Raw genomic sequence first — 13,536 nt, 5'->3', positions numbered from 1 at the left:
CCTGCGAGCGCGAGCGGTGCGCCTTCAGCCTCACGTCACGGCAGGAGCACGCTGATGGGCGCCGGCCACGACCACGCCGCGGGCACTAACAACCGCAACCGGCTGCTCATCGCTTTCATCATCACCGTTGGCGTCGTTATCGCTCAGGCGATTGGGGCGATCGTTACCGGCAGCCTCGCACTGCTCGTCGATACCGCTCACATGCTCACTGACTCTGCCGGCCTTCTTATGGCGTTGCTTGCTGCTGGTCTCATGCAGCGGCCAGCCACCAATAAACACTCGTGGGGCCTCCGACGCACCGAAGTGTTGAGCGCGATGGCCCAGTCGACCCTGCTCTTTGCCGTCGGAATCTATGCCCTGGTCGAGGGCATCCGACGCCTCTTTGATCCACCCGAAATTCAGGCCAGCAGCCTCATCATTTTCGGAATCATCGGCCTGCTCGCCAATATTGCCGCAATGATTGTGCTGACAAGCGGGCGCAACTCGAACCTCAACATGAGGGCCGCTTTTCTCGAGGTCGTCAACGATGCGCTCGGCTCGGTCGGCGTCATCATCAGCGCTATCGTGATCGCGCTCTATGGCTGGTATCAGGCGGATGCCGTCGTGGGGATTCTGATTGCGACCCTGATTGTGCCCCGCACCATCATCCTGCTGAAAGCCAGTCTTGGCGTGCTGCTGGAGTCCACCCCTAAGGGCATTGACCCCGAAGCGGTGCGCGCCCACATTCTGGAAATGGATCACGTCACTGCCGTACACGACCTGCACATCACCCGCATCTCCTCTGATCTGCCCGTGCTCACCGCCCACGTGATTGTCGAAGATTCGTGCTTTCGCGACGGGCACGCTGGCGAAATGCTGCCGGCCCTGCAAAAGTGCGTCGCTGAACACTTCGAGCTGAGCATCGAGCACTCGACCTTCCAGATCGAGCCAGAGAGCAACATCGACGAAGAGCACGTGCACCACCACTAGGCGGCGACGGGCACAGGCGTTCTGCGTTAGACCGCGCGTTGCCCCGGAATCGCCGCAAGCAGTTCGCGCGTGTACTCATGTTGCGGATTCGCCAGCACATCGTGGGCGGTGCCCGCTTCGAGCACCTTTCCGGAGCGCATCACGGCAATGTGGTCAGAGATCTGGCGAATGACACCGAGGTCGTGCGAGATGAAGAGGTAGCTGAGCCCGAACTGCACTTGAAGGTCGACCAACAGTTGCAGGATCTGCTCTTGCACTGAGACATCCAGAGCGGAGACGGGCTCATCGAGCACGATCAACTCGGGGCCGATGGCGAGCGAACGCGCGATGGCAACGCGTTGGCGCTGACCGCCCGACAGCTCGGTGGGGCGCCGCTGGGCGAGCGAGGGGCTGAGGCTCACGTGCTCGAGCAGTTCGCGTGCCACTTCGGCGCGGTGGGTGCGGTCGCCCACCCGGAAGGCGCGCAGCGGCTCAGCAATGATCTTCTCGATCGACATTTTGGGGTCGAGCGAGCCGAAGGGGTTCTGGTAGACGACTTGCACGCGGCGGCGCAGTTGGCGAAGTGCTTCGCCCGAGAGCGAGGTGACGTCGGTGCCGTCGAAGCTGACGGTGCCCGAATCGGCCGACGCAATGCGAGCCGCAATGCGCGCGGTCGTTGTCTTGCCCGAACCCGACTCCCCCACGATCGAGAAGGTCGAGCCGCGCGGAACAACGAACGAGACATCGTCCACGGCGCGCAACACTTGCGAGCCTCCACCTTGGCGGCGGAGAGCGAAGGTCTTGACCAGGTTCGAGACCTCAAGAATGTTGGTGGCTCCAGCGGCATCCGCCCCACTGTGTGCAGGGATGGCTCCGGATGCCGTGGCCGAGCCCGCAGGCTGCGCCGGGCGGGTGTGGGTGAATAGCTTTCCCGCGCTCGATTGCTGTTGTTCGCCGAGAGCAGTCAACGACGGGGTGAGGCGTCTACTCGCCAGCCCCGGAGCGGATTCCACAAGTTTCTTCGTGTACTCGTGGGTGGGCGAGGAGAGAACTTGCTCGGTGGTGCCCTGTTCGACAATTTCGCCATTGCTCATCACAGCGACGTAGTCGGCACGGTCGGCGGCGACGGCAAGGTCGTGAGTCACGAGAACGACGGAGGTGTTGTGGCGGCGCACGAGTTCGTCGATGTTGTCGAGAACGTGGCGTTGCACGGTGACGTCGAGCGCACTGGTCGGCTCGTCCGCGATGACGAGTTGAGGGTTGCAGGCCCACGCGATTCCGATGAGCACGCGCTGGCGCATCCCGCCCGACAGTTCGTGCGGAAATTGGGTGGCGCGGGCATCCGGATCAGGCAGTCCGACCTCAGCGAGAATGCGCACGGCTTCGGTCGCCGCTGCAGCCTTGTCGAGCTTGAGGTGCAGGCGCAGGGCTTCGGCGATTTGGTCGCCGACGCGCATAAGGGGGTTGAGCGATTTGCTGGGGTCTTGCGGCACAAAGCCGATACGACCACCACGAATGGAGCGTAACTCGCGCTCCGACATCGGGCCGAGGTCGCGCCCTTCGAACTCGATGGAGCCGCTGTCGATGCGGCCACCGGATGCCAGTCGCCGAATCAGCGCCTGCGAGGTCGTGCTTTTGCCCGAGCCCGATTCGCCGACGATCGCCACGATCTTGCCGCGCGGAACGACGAAGCTGATGCCGCGCACCGCCGCCACGGGGCCGGAGCGAGTGGCGTACGAAACGTGCAGGTCACGCACGACGAGAATATTGTCGTCCGCTGCGGCACCGTCGCCGGCAACCGAGTTCGCGCCAGACCCTGTTTTCGCACCAGAACCGTGCTCGATCATTCGTCGCCTCCGATCGATCGCGCTACCCGGTTTACGGCAAGCACGACCACAAGAATTACGGCACCCGGGATGATACTGAGGCCGGGGTTGGTCGCCACGTAGTCGCGGCCCGCCGAGACGAGTGCACCCCACTCGGGAGCGGGCGGCGGAGCGCCGAAGCCCAAAAAGGTCAGAGCCGAAACCGAGAGAATCGCGGTGCCCATTTCGAGCGCCGCCATCGCGATCACGGGGCGGGCGGCGTTCGGAAGAACGTGCTGCACGAGAATCGCGGGCGAGCGAACGCCGAGCGTGCGAGCCGCTTCGACATACTCTTCGCTGCGGATGCGCAGCACTTGCGAGCGCATGACGCGAGCGAAGCTGCCGGCGGCTCCGAGTCCAACACCGAGAGCGAGCGAGACCGGGCCGAAGCCGAGGCTGGCGACGACGATCAGGGCAAGGAGAACTCCGGGAACGGCAATCAGCACATCCACGAATCGCATGATGATGAAGTCGGTGCGACCACCAACGAAGCCCGAGATGAGACCGACGATGGCGCCCACGACTACACCGACGACGACGGCGAGCGATGCCGAGAGCAGCGAAAGGGCAGCTCCATAAATAACGCGGGAGTAGAGGTCGCGGCCCAGGTTATCGGTGCCGAACAGGTACTGAGCGCTCGGGGGCAGCAGGCGGTCAGTCGCGACCGATTCGAAGGGATCGTGAGTCGCGAGCAGCTGGGGAGCCAGAGAGGCCACGATCGCCACCGCGATAATAATGAGCCCGAGAACGAAGCCGGGCTTGCGCAGATTCGTCACTTCTTCGCCCCCAGTCGAGCGCGCGAGGGAACCCCGCCACCGATGCGCGTTCGCGGGTCGATGAAGCCGTAGGCAACATCCACGAGCAGGTTGACGAGCGCATAGATCGCGCCGACCACCAGCACGACGCCTTGGATGACGTTGATGTCGCGAGCGAGCACGGCGTTAACGGTCATGCGGCCGATTCCGTCGCGCGAGAAGACTGTTTCGACGACGGCGGTTCCGCCGGCCAAGTACCCAATGAGCAAGCCGAGGATGGTGATGGAGGGCAGCAGTGCGTTACGCAGCAAGTGCTTCGTGAAGATGCGGCGCGGAGGCACACCTTTCGCGACGGCCGTAAAGACATAAGGACTGTTCTGGGCTTCGAGCACGGCAGAAGAGAAAACTTGGAAGAAGAGGGCGCCAACGGGCAGGGCGAGCGTGATCGCGGGCAGAATGGCGGCGTCGAAGCTGCGAGCGCCGGCCGAGGGCAACCAGCCGAGAGTGAAGGCGAAGACGCTGATCAACAGCAGGCCGCTCAGGAAGGCGGGCACCGCGATCCCGAATGGCGGAATCTGCAGCAGCAGTTGGCGCAGCCACGGCCACGGTGCGGCGTAAGCCAAGAAGGTGATGAGAACGGCGGAGGTGACGCCGAAGAGCAAAGCGAGTGAGGCGATCTGCACGCTGAACGGGAAGGCCCGGCCGATCATCTCGGTCACGGGAACACCGGTAGCGATGGAGATTCCGAGGTCACCTTGGGCTGCCGCAATGAGGTGGCCAAAGTACTGCTGCCAGAGGGTTCCGTCGAGGCCGTACTGCACGCGCAGGGCGTCGAGTTCAGCCGGATCGATGACCGTTGATGCGCCGCCCTTTGCTGCAAGGGCGGCGATCAACGGGTCACCGGGAAGGAAATGGACCAGCACGAAAACGAGCGTGTAGGTAGCCACGACAACGAACAGGAACTGTCCGAGTTTGGGCAGCAAGTAGCCTGCCCAGGCTTTCACCTGTGTCACGACTGACGCTTTTTCATGCTGGTCACATCACCTAGGGAGAGTTATTCCGAGACGCTGACGTCGTACATGATCAGTCGCGACGACGAGTCGAAGGTCAGACCAGAAACGTTGGCGGTTGAGGCGTGCACCTGAGCAACTTCGAGAAGCGGGATCAGGTACGCACGGTCAATAATCATCTCCTGAATTTCGGCGATGAGTGCCGTGCGCTCGGTGGTATCTGCCGTGCTGGCCTGCTCAGTGAGCAGCGATTCCAGTTCAGCGTCATCGATGATGGCCCACTTCGAGATGGCATCTTTCGAGAACGTGACCCGCAAAACGTCGGGGTCAGTGCGCGTGAGGCTGGCACTCAAGAAGTCGTAGTCTCCGGTCGCGATGGCTCCGAAGAAGTCTCCGGCGGTCACGATGTTGAGCTGCAGGTCGATGCCAGCCTTAGCGAGTTGAATCTGAGTTGCCTCAAGAACATCCTGGCCGTAGAACGCGGTAACGCTCATGGTGAGACGCTGGCCATCCTTCTCGCGGATGCCGTCAGTACCGACTACCCAACCGTTGTCATCGAGCAACCCAGTGGCTGCATCGAGGTCGTAGGCCATGGCGTCTTCCTGGCTGCTGTAGCCAGGAGTGGCGGAGCTCAGCGCGCTCGATGCGGGCTGCGACTGCGCGGAACCGGTGAGGGCGGTGATTTCTGCACGGTCGGTAGCGAGCAGCATTGCCTTACGCACGATCTCGTCGCTGACGACGGGACGTGTGGTGTTCGGCACGAGGCTCGTGGGCATTCCGGGGTTTCCGCGAGAGTAGATGGTGTAGTCCGCGGTGTCGAAGCGGGCCTCATCTACTGCCGGGAGATCCTGGATGATGTCGAATTCGCCGGTCTGGAGTCCACCGGTGCGCACGCCTGCCTCCGGCGTGATCGGGAACGTGACTGTGTCAACGAGTGCTTCACCGCTGTGGCCACGAAGTTCGGATGCCCAGTCGTAACCCACACGCTTGGCGATCACGACGGAGTCGTTTGCAACGTAGGAGTCGATCGTGAACGGGCCGGTGCCGACAACGGTCTGGCAGCGGTCTTCAGGGCTGAGCTCGGTGGTGGCGTCAGAGACGAGGCCGAGCGTGATGGTGCTTGCACCCTGCAAGAACTGGGCGTTCGACGACTCGAAGTTCACGGTCACCGTGTTCTCGTCGACAGCGGCGCTGCCTGCGTAGCCGGCGAGGTACTGCGAGGCGAGGGAGGCGGTGGAACCCATCTCGAAGAGAGCGTCGAGGTTCTTGACCACGGTGTCTGCCGTCAGCGCGGTCTCATCGCTGAAGGTGACGTCATCACGCAGCACGAAGGTGAACTCGGTGAGGTCATCGTTGGTTTCCCAGCTCTCGGCGAGCCACGGCACCAGTTCGCCGGTTTCGGCATTCTGATCAATGAGCGAGTCAACAACCTGGCGGCCAATGTTGAGCGCGGTGGTGAGGGTGACCTGCTGGGGGTCGAGGCACACGGGGTCGCCCGTGACTGCCATCGTGATATCCGTTTTGGGCGAAGCGGCTGGCCCTGCCGCGCAAGAGGCCAACAGGCCCAGTGCGGCAAGTGCTCCGATGGGGGCAATGCCCCAGCGAAGTACTCGGTTTTTCGGGGAGTTCATACTCGGTCCTTTCAGTGCTGTCGACGCAACGTGGTGAGCGTTGCGGTGGTACTGCGGAATGCGATGCGGATGCTGGTGGTGCTGGTGGTGCTGGTACTGGTCATGCGGGTGGTGCGGTCACTGCTGGAGGTAGTCGTTCTGGTGACGCTGGTGACGCTGGTGACGCTGGTGACGCGATTACTGCGGCAGTTCTCCGAACACGACGACACCGCGCGAGACAACCGCGACAATGTTTTCGGTACGAAGCTCAGTGATGTCTTCCCACGGACGGCCCCTGAGCACGACAAAGTCAGCACCCATTCCGGTCGCGAGGGTTCCCACCTTGGCGGCCAGACCGATTGCGTCGGCGGCATCCGAGGTTGCGGACTGCAGCGCACGTTCGGCGCTCCAGCCGAACATCTCGGCCATCAGACGTACTTCTTCCATCTGATCGCCGAATTTTACGAAGATGCCATTGGCATCGGTTCCGAGCACGAAGCGCACTCCCGCGCGACCTGCTGCAGCAAAGTTGGTGTTGCGCTCGATCACCACGGCTTGCGCCTTTTCTTGCGCTTCTGCCGAGACCGGGATGCGGGCCTCGGCGATTACGTCGTTGATCATGAGCGTGGGCGCCACCGAGATGTTGCGCTCGAGCAGTGCTGGCCACTGTTCTTCGGTGATGCCGGTGCCGTGTTCGAGGGAGTCGACTCCGGCATCCAAGGCAATCTGGTTGCCCTCGGTGGAGTGGCTATGGGCGGCGACTTTGAGGCCGAGAGCGTGCGCCTCATCGAGGGTCGTCTCGATTTCGGCGATCGTCTGATTGCGCCAGCCGACTTTGTCGCCGGTCGAGAGCACGCCGCCACTCGTGAAAATCTTGATGCCGTCAACACCGGCGCGAGCGTACTCGCGCACGAGCTTGCGGCACTCGTCCGGGCTGTCGGCGGTGGGCGTGCGGTGCGGGTAGTGCGGCGGGATGAAGAGGTCGCCGTGGCCTGCGGTCATGCCGACGGGGCCGTGCACGAGAATGCGCGGGCCCTGCTGAATGCCCTGGTCAAAGGCACGCTTGACGGCAAGTTGACGTCCGTCTCCGGCGAGATCGCGGAGCGTGGTGACACCGTTGCGGGCTGCCTGGTGCGCGTTCGCCGCGATATGGAAGACCTGTTCTTCCCACGGCGTGAGCAGCGGCCACGAAACCCAGTCGACCTTGTCCGGTCCGGCGTAGCCGCCGAGGTGAACGTGGGTATCGACGAGACCCGGAATCACGCTGTATTCGGATGCCGTGGTTGAGGCATCCGAATCAGCTGCGTCGGCGTCGGTAGCAGTTTCTACCGCGTCGATCCGGTCACCTGTCCAGCTGATGGAGCCAATGCCGAGCGCGCCCGTTCCATCCCATAGCGATATTCCCTCGATGCGCTGGGATATTTCGGTCACGAATGGCTCCTTCAACTTATGATTTGTATGACGCTAGCAGAAGAGTGGCACTTGTAAACAAGTGACAGTACCCTGAAACACAGCAGCGGACACGTCGAATGACGTGCGCCACAAGCGCACATCACGCGCCACGTCGCGCCGCCCGAGAGGAATCAACGATGAAAGCCCTCTATAAGGACAAGGCCGGACCCGGCCTCATCTTGGCCGAACGACCAGAGCCCACCCCCGCCCGCGGCGAGGTCAAAATCCGCGTCGCCCGCACCGGAATTTGCGGCACTGACCTGCATATTGAGTCGTGGGATGCCTGGGCCGCCGGCGCCATTAATGCCCCACTGATTCCCGGCCACGAGTTCTCCGGCCACGTCGTTGAGCTCGGCGAAGGCGTCACCTCCGTCGAGGTCGGTGCCCTTGTTTCGGGTGAAGGTCATGTCGTTTGCGGGCACTGCCGCAACTGCCGCGCTGGCCGTCGTCACCTCTGCAAATTTACTTCCAGCATTGGGGTGAATCGTGATGGAGCCTTCGCCGAATTCGTCGTGATTCCCGAACAGAACGTCTGGGCGCATCCGCTCGATATCGACCCCGAGCTCGCCGCCATCTTCGACCCCCTCGGCAACGCCGTGCACACCGCACTGTCGTTCCCCATGGTGGGCGAAGACGTGCTCATCACCGGCGCCGGGCCCATCGGGCTCATGGCCGCCCAAGTCGCCCGCCACATCGGTGCCCGCAACATCGTAATCACCGATGTGAACGAAGAGCGACTGCAGCTCGCCCGCACGATGGGCGTGAACCTCGCGATCAACGTGGCGACCACGCGCATTGCCGAAGCCCAAGAACAGCTCGGCATGAAAGAGGGCTTCGACATCGGGCTCGAAATGAGTGGCCACCCCACGGCTCTGCCCGAGATGATCACCAACATGAATCAGGGCGGCCGCATTGCGATGCTCGGCCTGCCCGCCGAGCCCATCGGCATCGATTGGGCAACCGTCGTGACCCACATGATCACCATCAAAGGCATCTACGGCCGCGAAATGTTCGAGACCTGGTACGCCATGAATGCCATGGTGCACACCGGTTTGGATGTCTCGGCTGTCGTCACCGACCGATTCCCCGCCGAACAGTGGGAAGAAGCATTCGCCGCCGCTCGCCGCGGCAACGGCGGCAAAGTCATCATCGACTGGTCGTAACACGACCCCCATCACTCAGCTTCGCTCGGTCATCCCGCGCGGTCGCCCCAATTTTTTAGGAGAACGAAATGTACGGAACAGTTCGCGAACAACTCAACGACACCCTGAGCGAGATCCGCTCCGCTGGCCTCTACAAAGTAGAACGCCAACTCGATACCGCCCAGTCGGCCCACGTCGAGTCGGCAGGCAAACCGGTTCTCAACTTCTGCGCCAACAACTACCTCGGTCTGGCCAACCACCCGCGCCTCGTCTCGGCCGCGAAAGAAGCGCTCGACGACTGGGGCTTCGGCATGGCGAGCGTGCGCTTCATCTGCGGCACCCAGACCCAGCACGTTGAGCTCGAAAACCGGCTTTCGGCACTGCTGAGCATGGAGGCGACCATCCTGTTCCCCTCCTGCTACGACGCGAACGGTGGCATCTTTGAAGTGCTGCTGAGCGCCGAGGATGCCGTGATCTCAGATGAGTTGAACCATGCCTCGATCATTGACGGCATCCGCCTCTCGAAGGCTGCACGCTACCGCTACAAGAACCGCGACATGGCCGACCTCGAAGCCCAGTTGATTGCCGCGAAGGATGCCCGCCGCCGGCTCATCGTCACCGACGGTGTCTTCTCGATGGACGGCTACCTCGCTCCCCTCGAGGCGATCTGCGACCTCGCCGAACAGTACGACGCGATGGTCATGGTCGATGACTCGCACGCTGTCGGGTTCGTCGGCGAGACCGGAGCGGGAACACCCGAGCACTGCGGAGTCTCCGACCGCGTCGACATCATCTCGGGCACGCTCGGTAAGGCCCTGGGCGGAGCATCCGGTGGTTACATCAGCGCTCACGCCGAGATCGTGGAACTGCTGCGTCAGCGCGCACGCCCGTACCTGTTCTCGAACGCCGTTGCACCTTCGGTGGTTGCCGGCTCGATCGAAGCGCTCAACCTTGTGGCCGAAGGCGCTGAGAGCCGCGCCAAGCTCAAGGCAAACGCGGAACAGTTCCGCGCCGGAATGGCCGAGGCCGGGTTCACGCTACTGCCGGGCGAGCATCCGATCATTCCGGTCATGTTTGCTGATGAGCACGAAGCTGTTGCTATGGCGGATGCTCTGCTCGCGCTCGGCGTCTACGTGATCGCCTTCTCGTTCCCCGTCGTGCCGTTGGGCAAAGCTCGTATTCGCGTACAGTTGTCGGCTGGACACTCAAGCGAGGACATCAGCCGTTGCGTTGAGGCTTTTGTGGCCGCTCGAGAGTCGATCGCCGCATAGGAGCGCACATGGAAATTACGGTCCCCGAAGGCCGCATCGTCACCGGATCACTCACGGAGGATGAACGAATCCTCAGTGGCGTGCTTCGTCACGTGCGTGAGGCTGCTCGCGACTCCAACTTTCTGCTGCCCGGCGAGCTCAAGCTTGCCGAGTGGTTGGGCTGCAGTCGCCCGCAGGTTCGGGTGGCGCTCGCGCAGTTGGAGCGTCAGGGAATTGTGATTCGCAGTCAGGGCGCCGCCACTGTCGTCGACCCGGTGGCCCTGCGGTTGAGCGCACGCTTCGAAGCGAGTGTCTCCTACGGCGAAGTTCTCGCCCGCATGGGCTACACGCCCTCGGTCGAAATCTTGACGGCCGAAACGATTGAGCTTCCCGCCGATCTCGCTCCCCTGCTGTCACCACTCAGCACCACCTGCGCCGTGAAGATCGTGCTGCGCTGGTACGCCGATGACCAGGCCGCGATGGTCGCCGAGTACACGATCCCGTTGCCCGCTGGCGAACACGACCCGATCAACCCCACCGACCCGGTCTACGAGTCGGCCAAGAACCTCTGGGGCGAAGGCATCGCGTGGGAAATTGTGACCGCCGGTGTTGCGCTGCTCGACGACAAGTACGCCGATCTGCTGCAGCTCGAGAAGGGCACCGAGGCCAAAATGTGGGAGACCATCGGCGTCACCCTCAGCGGCGAGCGCATCTTCTACGCCCTCGAACACCACCACCCCACGCTCGTCATGTACTCCTTTGTGCGCACGATGCGAGCGCCGTGGAGTGCGATCCCCGGGCACTAGCGACGGCCAAATTTCGGGTGGCGATCTCCTGAATTATGGAATTTTCCCGCAGTGACAAGCCGTTGACTTCAGCATGAGAGCAATTGTTTACCGCGAGACCGGCGACCCTTCCGTACTGCAACTTGTTGAGCGGCCAGTGCTCGAACCCGGTCCCGACGAAGTGCGCGTGCGCATCGTCGTCAGCGGGGTAAACCCCACGGATTGGAAGTCACGCCGCGGCGCGGCATCCGGTCAGGCATTGCCATTCGACAACGTTGTGCCCGGCCAAGATGGTTCGGGAATTGTGGAGGCCATCGGCTCAGACGTGCAACATGTTGGCGTCGGCGATCGTGTGTGGTTGGCGCTTGCCGCCTACCAGCGCGCCGCCAGCGGCACGAGCCAAGAGCAGGCGGTGCTTCCGGCCGAACGGGTTTTTGTTCTGCCAGAAAGCGCAAGCTTTGACCAGGGTGCGAGCCTCGGGGTTCCCGCGATAACGGCGTACCGCGCGCTCACTATTGCCGAAGATGGGCCCGACCAGCTGCACCCGACTGCCCTTGCTGACAAGGTTGTGCTTGTGGCCGGAGGCGCCGGTGCTGTCGGTCATGCTGCCATTCAACTGGCGCGTTGGGCCGGGGCAACCGTCATCACCACGGTAAGCGGTCCTGCGAAAGCAGCACTCGCCACCGCCGCTGGCGCCCACCACGTGCTCAACTACACTGACGCCGATATCATCGACCAGATCCGGGCGATTGCTCCGGATGGGGTTGACCAAATTGTTGAAGTCGCTCCCGCCCAAAATGCTGACCTTGACCTCGCGGTTATCCGCAATCGTGGGTCAATTGCGGTCTACGCGAACAACGGCGGAGACTTGGTAACGCTCGACGTGCGCCGCCACTTCGCGCTCAACGTGCGCTACCAATTCGTGCTGCTCTACACCGTCGGAATCGACGCGATTCGGGCGGCCGGCGAAACGATCAATGGCGCGCTCGAAGACGGGGCCTTAGACATCGGCGACAAGACCGGACTGCCCATTCACCGATTTGGCCTGCCGCAGACCGCGGATGCTCACGCTCTTGTTGAGAGCGGAGCGGTCGGCAAAGTTCTGATTGACGTTACGGCCGAGTGATACTCGCCGGGCTGTAGTCGAGAATCTGAAAGCGGCCGCAGTCGATCGTGGTTGAGGGCAGCTCGGCTGCCGCCGGCGGGAGCGTGAAGGGTGAGCTTTGATTGTCAACAATCAAGAACGACACCTCACGTTGAGCAAAATCTGACCGATCGACCAACCACGCATAATCGCGCAGGGCGAAGTCGGTTTGGATGAGCTGAGCTGGGTCATCCAAATGAGTCTTGACGGCGCGAACGCTCCAGAATTGGCCGGCACCCACCGCGTCGGAATCGTTCACCCAGTCGACGGCACAGGCGAGTGACTGGTCGCTCTCTGACGCCCGCTGGACGGCTGCCGGAAGCACCACGACAAACACGGCACCGCCGAGCAGCGCCGGAATCGCAGCGAAAGCGACGAGCCGACGCCACGGTGTCTCTGCGAGCGCCGGGTGCCGTGCATCCGCAATCAGAACCACCAGCGCGAGTGCCGGAGCAAATGCCCACAGCTGCAGGTAGCGGGACGCTTCGGTGCCCAGCAGGATGAAGCCGACCGTCGTCGCGACGGGAGCAAACCACGAATAGGCCGCGACGACGGCGGAGGCGGTTGCTCCGTGGCGCAGCGAGCGCACCGTGAGCCAGATTCCGAGCAACGCGAGTGTCACCACGACGGCGACTGCGAGAACACCCGCCGGGCTCGATAGTCGTTCAAGGAAAAGCGACCAGTAGTACTCGAGCGATGCGCGTGACCGGCTGGGCTGAAAGTAGTTATCCGGGTTTGCCACGATCCACGGTGCAAGCGGGAGCCTCAATAGATAGCCGAGCACGGAGCCGCCGATAAGCGCCGCAAGAACCCAAAAATGCGAGCGCGCCCCCTGAACGCCAACGCTCGTGATGAGCACAATGACAACGAGCGGCGCTATTGCCCAAGCGAGGTACAGCGGGTTGGAAAGCACGGAGAGAGCCGCAACGACGAAGAGCACGACGGCGAGCAAACGTTGAGGCGACACACTGCCAACGATGCGGCGCGTGATGCCCACAGTGAGCAGGGCTCCCAGAACGGTTGCGGCGTAATAGGTGGTCATCGCCAACAGGGAAGCGAGTTGCGCGCTGTCGCCGTCGCCGCTGCCCTCGGTTAGCGCGAGAGCACAGACCGCCGCAAAGCCCGCGGTGGCGGCGAGCGGCGCCCGGTTGCCTACAGCTACCGTTGCGGCTGTCACACGAAAAACAAGATACAGCGCCACAAAGTTTGCGACCGCTGAAAGAAATTGTGCTTCGTGGATGCCCCAGCCGACGAGCGAGAGGACGAGGAACACGGCGATCTCAGGCACAAACAGCACCGCAGACATCGCCCAATTGCTTGCAGTGCCCTCAATGATCGACCGCGAAAACAGCGGCACGATCATCGAGTCGCCGTCGAGGAACATCAGCTCGCCGCGACCGGAAGTTCCGGCGAGATACGTGACGACGAACAGCGCGAGGCCCAGCGCGCCAAGCAGCCACAAGGACTCAATCGCTAGGGAGCGCAGAAAGCGCCCGCGGGCTCGAGCAGTGATGGCCGCGAAACGCATTCAACCCACTCTCTGCAGCGCTCCTGTCGGCACGCGGGCGCACGCCG

At 62.8% G+C, this 13,536-nt stretch carries 11 protein-coding genes; 5 read left to right on the top strand and 6 right to left on the bottom strand.

Going from position 1 to position 13,536, the window contains the following annotated elements:
- Positions 1-54 precede the first annotated feature (54 nt).
- A complete protein-coding gene (locus tag ON14_RS12165; RefSeq protein ID WP_010205493.1) occupies positions 55-969 on the top strand; it encodes a cation diffusion facilitator family transporter in 915 nt (304 codons plus the stop codon).
- 26 nt (positions 970-995) lie between these two features.
- Here the strand turns inward: ON14_RS12165 and ON14_RS12160 are convergent, their stop codons facing one another.
- The 5 genes from ON14_RS12160 to ON14_RS12140 form a co-directional block, all read right to left on the bottom strand.
- On the bottom strand, positions 996-2,795 hold the full coding sequence (locus tag ON14_RS12160; protein WP_010205492.1) for a dipeptide ABC transporter ATP-binding protein: 1,800 nt from the start codon (positions 2,793-2,795) through the stop codon (positions 996-998).
- On the bottom strand, positions 2,792-3,589 hold the full coding sequence (locus tag ON14_RS12155) for an ABC transporter permease (RefSeq protein WP_010205491.1): 798 nt from the start codon (positions 3,587-3,589) through the stop codon (positions 2,792-2,794). Before ON14_RS12155 ends, ON14_RS12160 begins: the two co-directional genes overlap by 4 nt.
- On the bottom strand, positions 3,586-4,581 hold the full coding sequence (locus tag ON14_RS12150) for an ABC transporter permease (RefSeq protein WP_010205490.1): 996 nt from the start codon (positions 4,579-4,581) through the stop codon (positions 3,586-3,588). Before ON14_RS12150 ends, ON14_RS12155 begins: the two co-directional genes overlap by 4 nt.
- A 41-nt stretch (positions 4,582-4,622) precedes the next feature.
- The gene (locus tag ON14_RS12145) at positions 4,623-6,209 is read right to left on the bottom strand and encodes an ABC transporter substrate-binding protein (protein ID WP_010205488.1); all 1,587 of its coding nucleotides are present in this window, start codon (positions 6,207-6,209) and stop codon (positions 4,623-4,625) included.
- 177 nt (positions 6,210-6,386) lie between these two features.
- Positions 6,387-7,619, bottom strand: a complete 1,233-nt coding sequence (locus ON14_RS12140; RefSeq protein WP_010205486.1) for a metal-dependent hydrolase family protein — start codon at positions 7,617-7,619, stop codon at positions 6,387-6,389.
- Positions 7,620-7,777: 158 nt separating this feature from the next.
- Here ON14_RS12140 and tdh point away from each other — a divergent pair, with 158 nt between their 5' ends.
- The 4 genes from tdh to ON14_RS12120 all read left to right on the top strand — a co-directional run bounded on the left by tdh (position 7,778) and on the right by ON14_RS12120 (position 11,943).
- A complete protein-coding gene (gene tdh / locus ON14_RS12135; protein WP_010205485.1) occupies positions 7,778-8,803 on the top strand; it encodes an L-threonine 3-dehydrogenase in 1,026 nt (341 codons plus the stop codon).
- A gap of 68 nt (positions 8,804-8,871) precedes the next feature.
- A complete protein-coding gene (locus ON14_RS12130) occupies positions 8,872-10,053 on the top strand; it encodes a glycine C-acetyltransferase (RefSeq protein WP_010205484.1) in 1,182 nt (393 codons plus the stop codon).
- 8 nt (positions 10,054-10,061) lie between these two features.
- A complete protein-coding gene (locus ON14_RS12125) occupies positions 10,062-10,838 on the top strand; it encodes a GntR family transcriptional regulator (RefSeq protein WP_010205483.1) in 777 nt (258 codons plus the stop codon).
- Between the two features lie 73 nt (positions 10,839-10,911).
- Positions 10,912-11,943: an NADPH:quinone reductase gene (locus tag ON14_RS12120; RefSeq protein WP_010205482.1), complete on the top strand. Its 1,032-nt coding sequence runs from the start codon at positions 10,912-10,914 to the stop codon at positions 11,941-11,943.
- On the opposite strand, the gene ON14_RS12115 is transcribed toward ON14_RS12120, so the two are convergent.
- Complete coding sequence (locus ON14_RS12115) at positions 11,930-13,489, bottom strand: hypothetical protein (RefSeq protein WP_010205481.1); 1,560 nt, start codon at positions 13,487-13,489, stop codon at positions 11,930-11,932. The genes ON14_RS12120 and ON14_RS12115 overlap by 14 nt on opposite strands.
- Between the last annotated feature and the right edge of the window lie 47 nt (positions 13,490-13,536).

The sequence above is a fragment of the Salinibacterium sp. PAMC 21357 genome, from assembly GCF_000247645.1.
Taxonomy (GTDB): Bacteria; Actinomycetota; Actinomycetes; order Actinomycetales; family Microbacteriaceae; genus Rhodoglobus.
Note: the sequence above shows the minus strand (reverse complement) of the source record. Positions and strands in the feature narration are given on the sequence as shown.

Bases quoted from the DNA above. Each gene is read 5' to 3' on its own strand.
- ON14_RS12165 (WP_010205493.1), top strand. From the start codon at position 55: ATGGGCGCCGGCCACGACCACGCCGCGGGCACTAACAACCGCAACCGG.
- ON14_RS12160 (WP_010205492.1), bottom strand. From the start codon at position 2,795: ATGATCGAGCACGGTTCTGGTGCGAAAACAGGGTCTGGCGCGAACTCG.
- ON14_RS12145 (WP_010205488.1), bottom strand. From the start codon at position 6,209: ATGAACTCCCCGAAAAACCGAGTACTTCGCTGGGGCATTGCCCCCATC.
- tdh (WP_010205485.1), top strand. From the start codon at position 7,778: ATGAAAGCCCTCTATAAGGACAAGGCCGGACCCGGCCTCATCTTGGCC.
- ON14_RS12130 (WP_010205484.1), top strand. From the start codon at position 8,872: ATGTACGGAACAGTTCGCGAACAACTCAACGACACCCTGAGCGAGATC.
- ON14_RS12125 (WP_010205483.1), top strand. From the start codon at position 10,062: ATGGAAATTACGGTCCCCGAAGGCCGCATCGTCACCGGATCACTCACG.
- ON14_RS12120 (WP_010205482.1), top strand. From the start codon at position 10,912: ATGAGAGCAATTGTTTACCGCGAGACCGGCGACCCTTCCGTACTGCAA.
- ON14_RS12115 (WP_010205481.1), bottom strand. From the start codon at position 13,489: ATGCGTTTCGCGGCCATCACTGCTCGAGCCCGCGGGCGCTTTCTGCGC.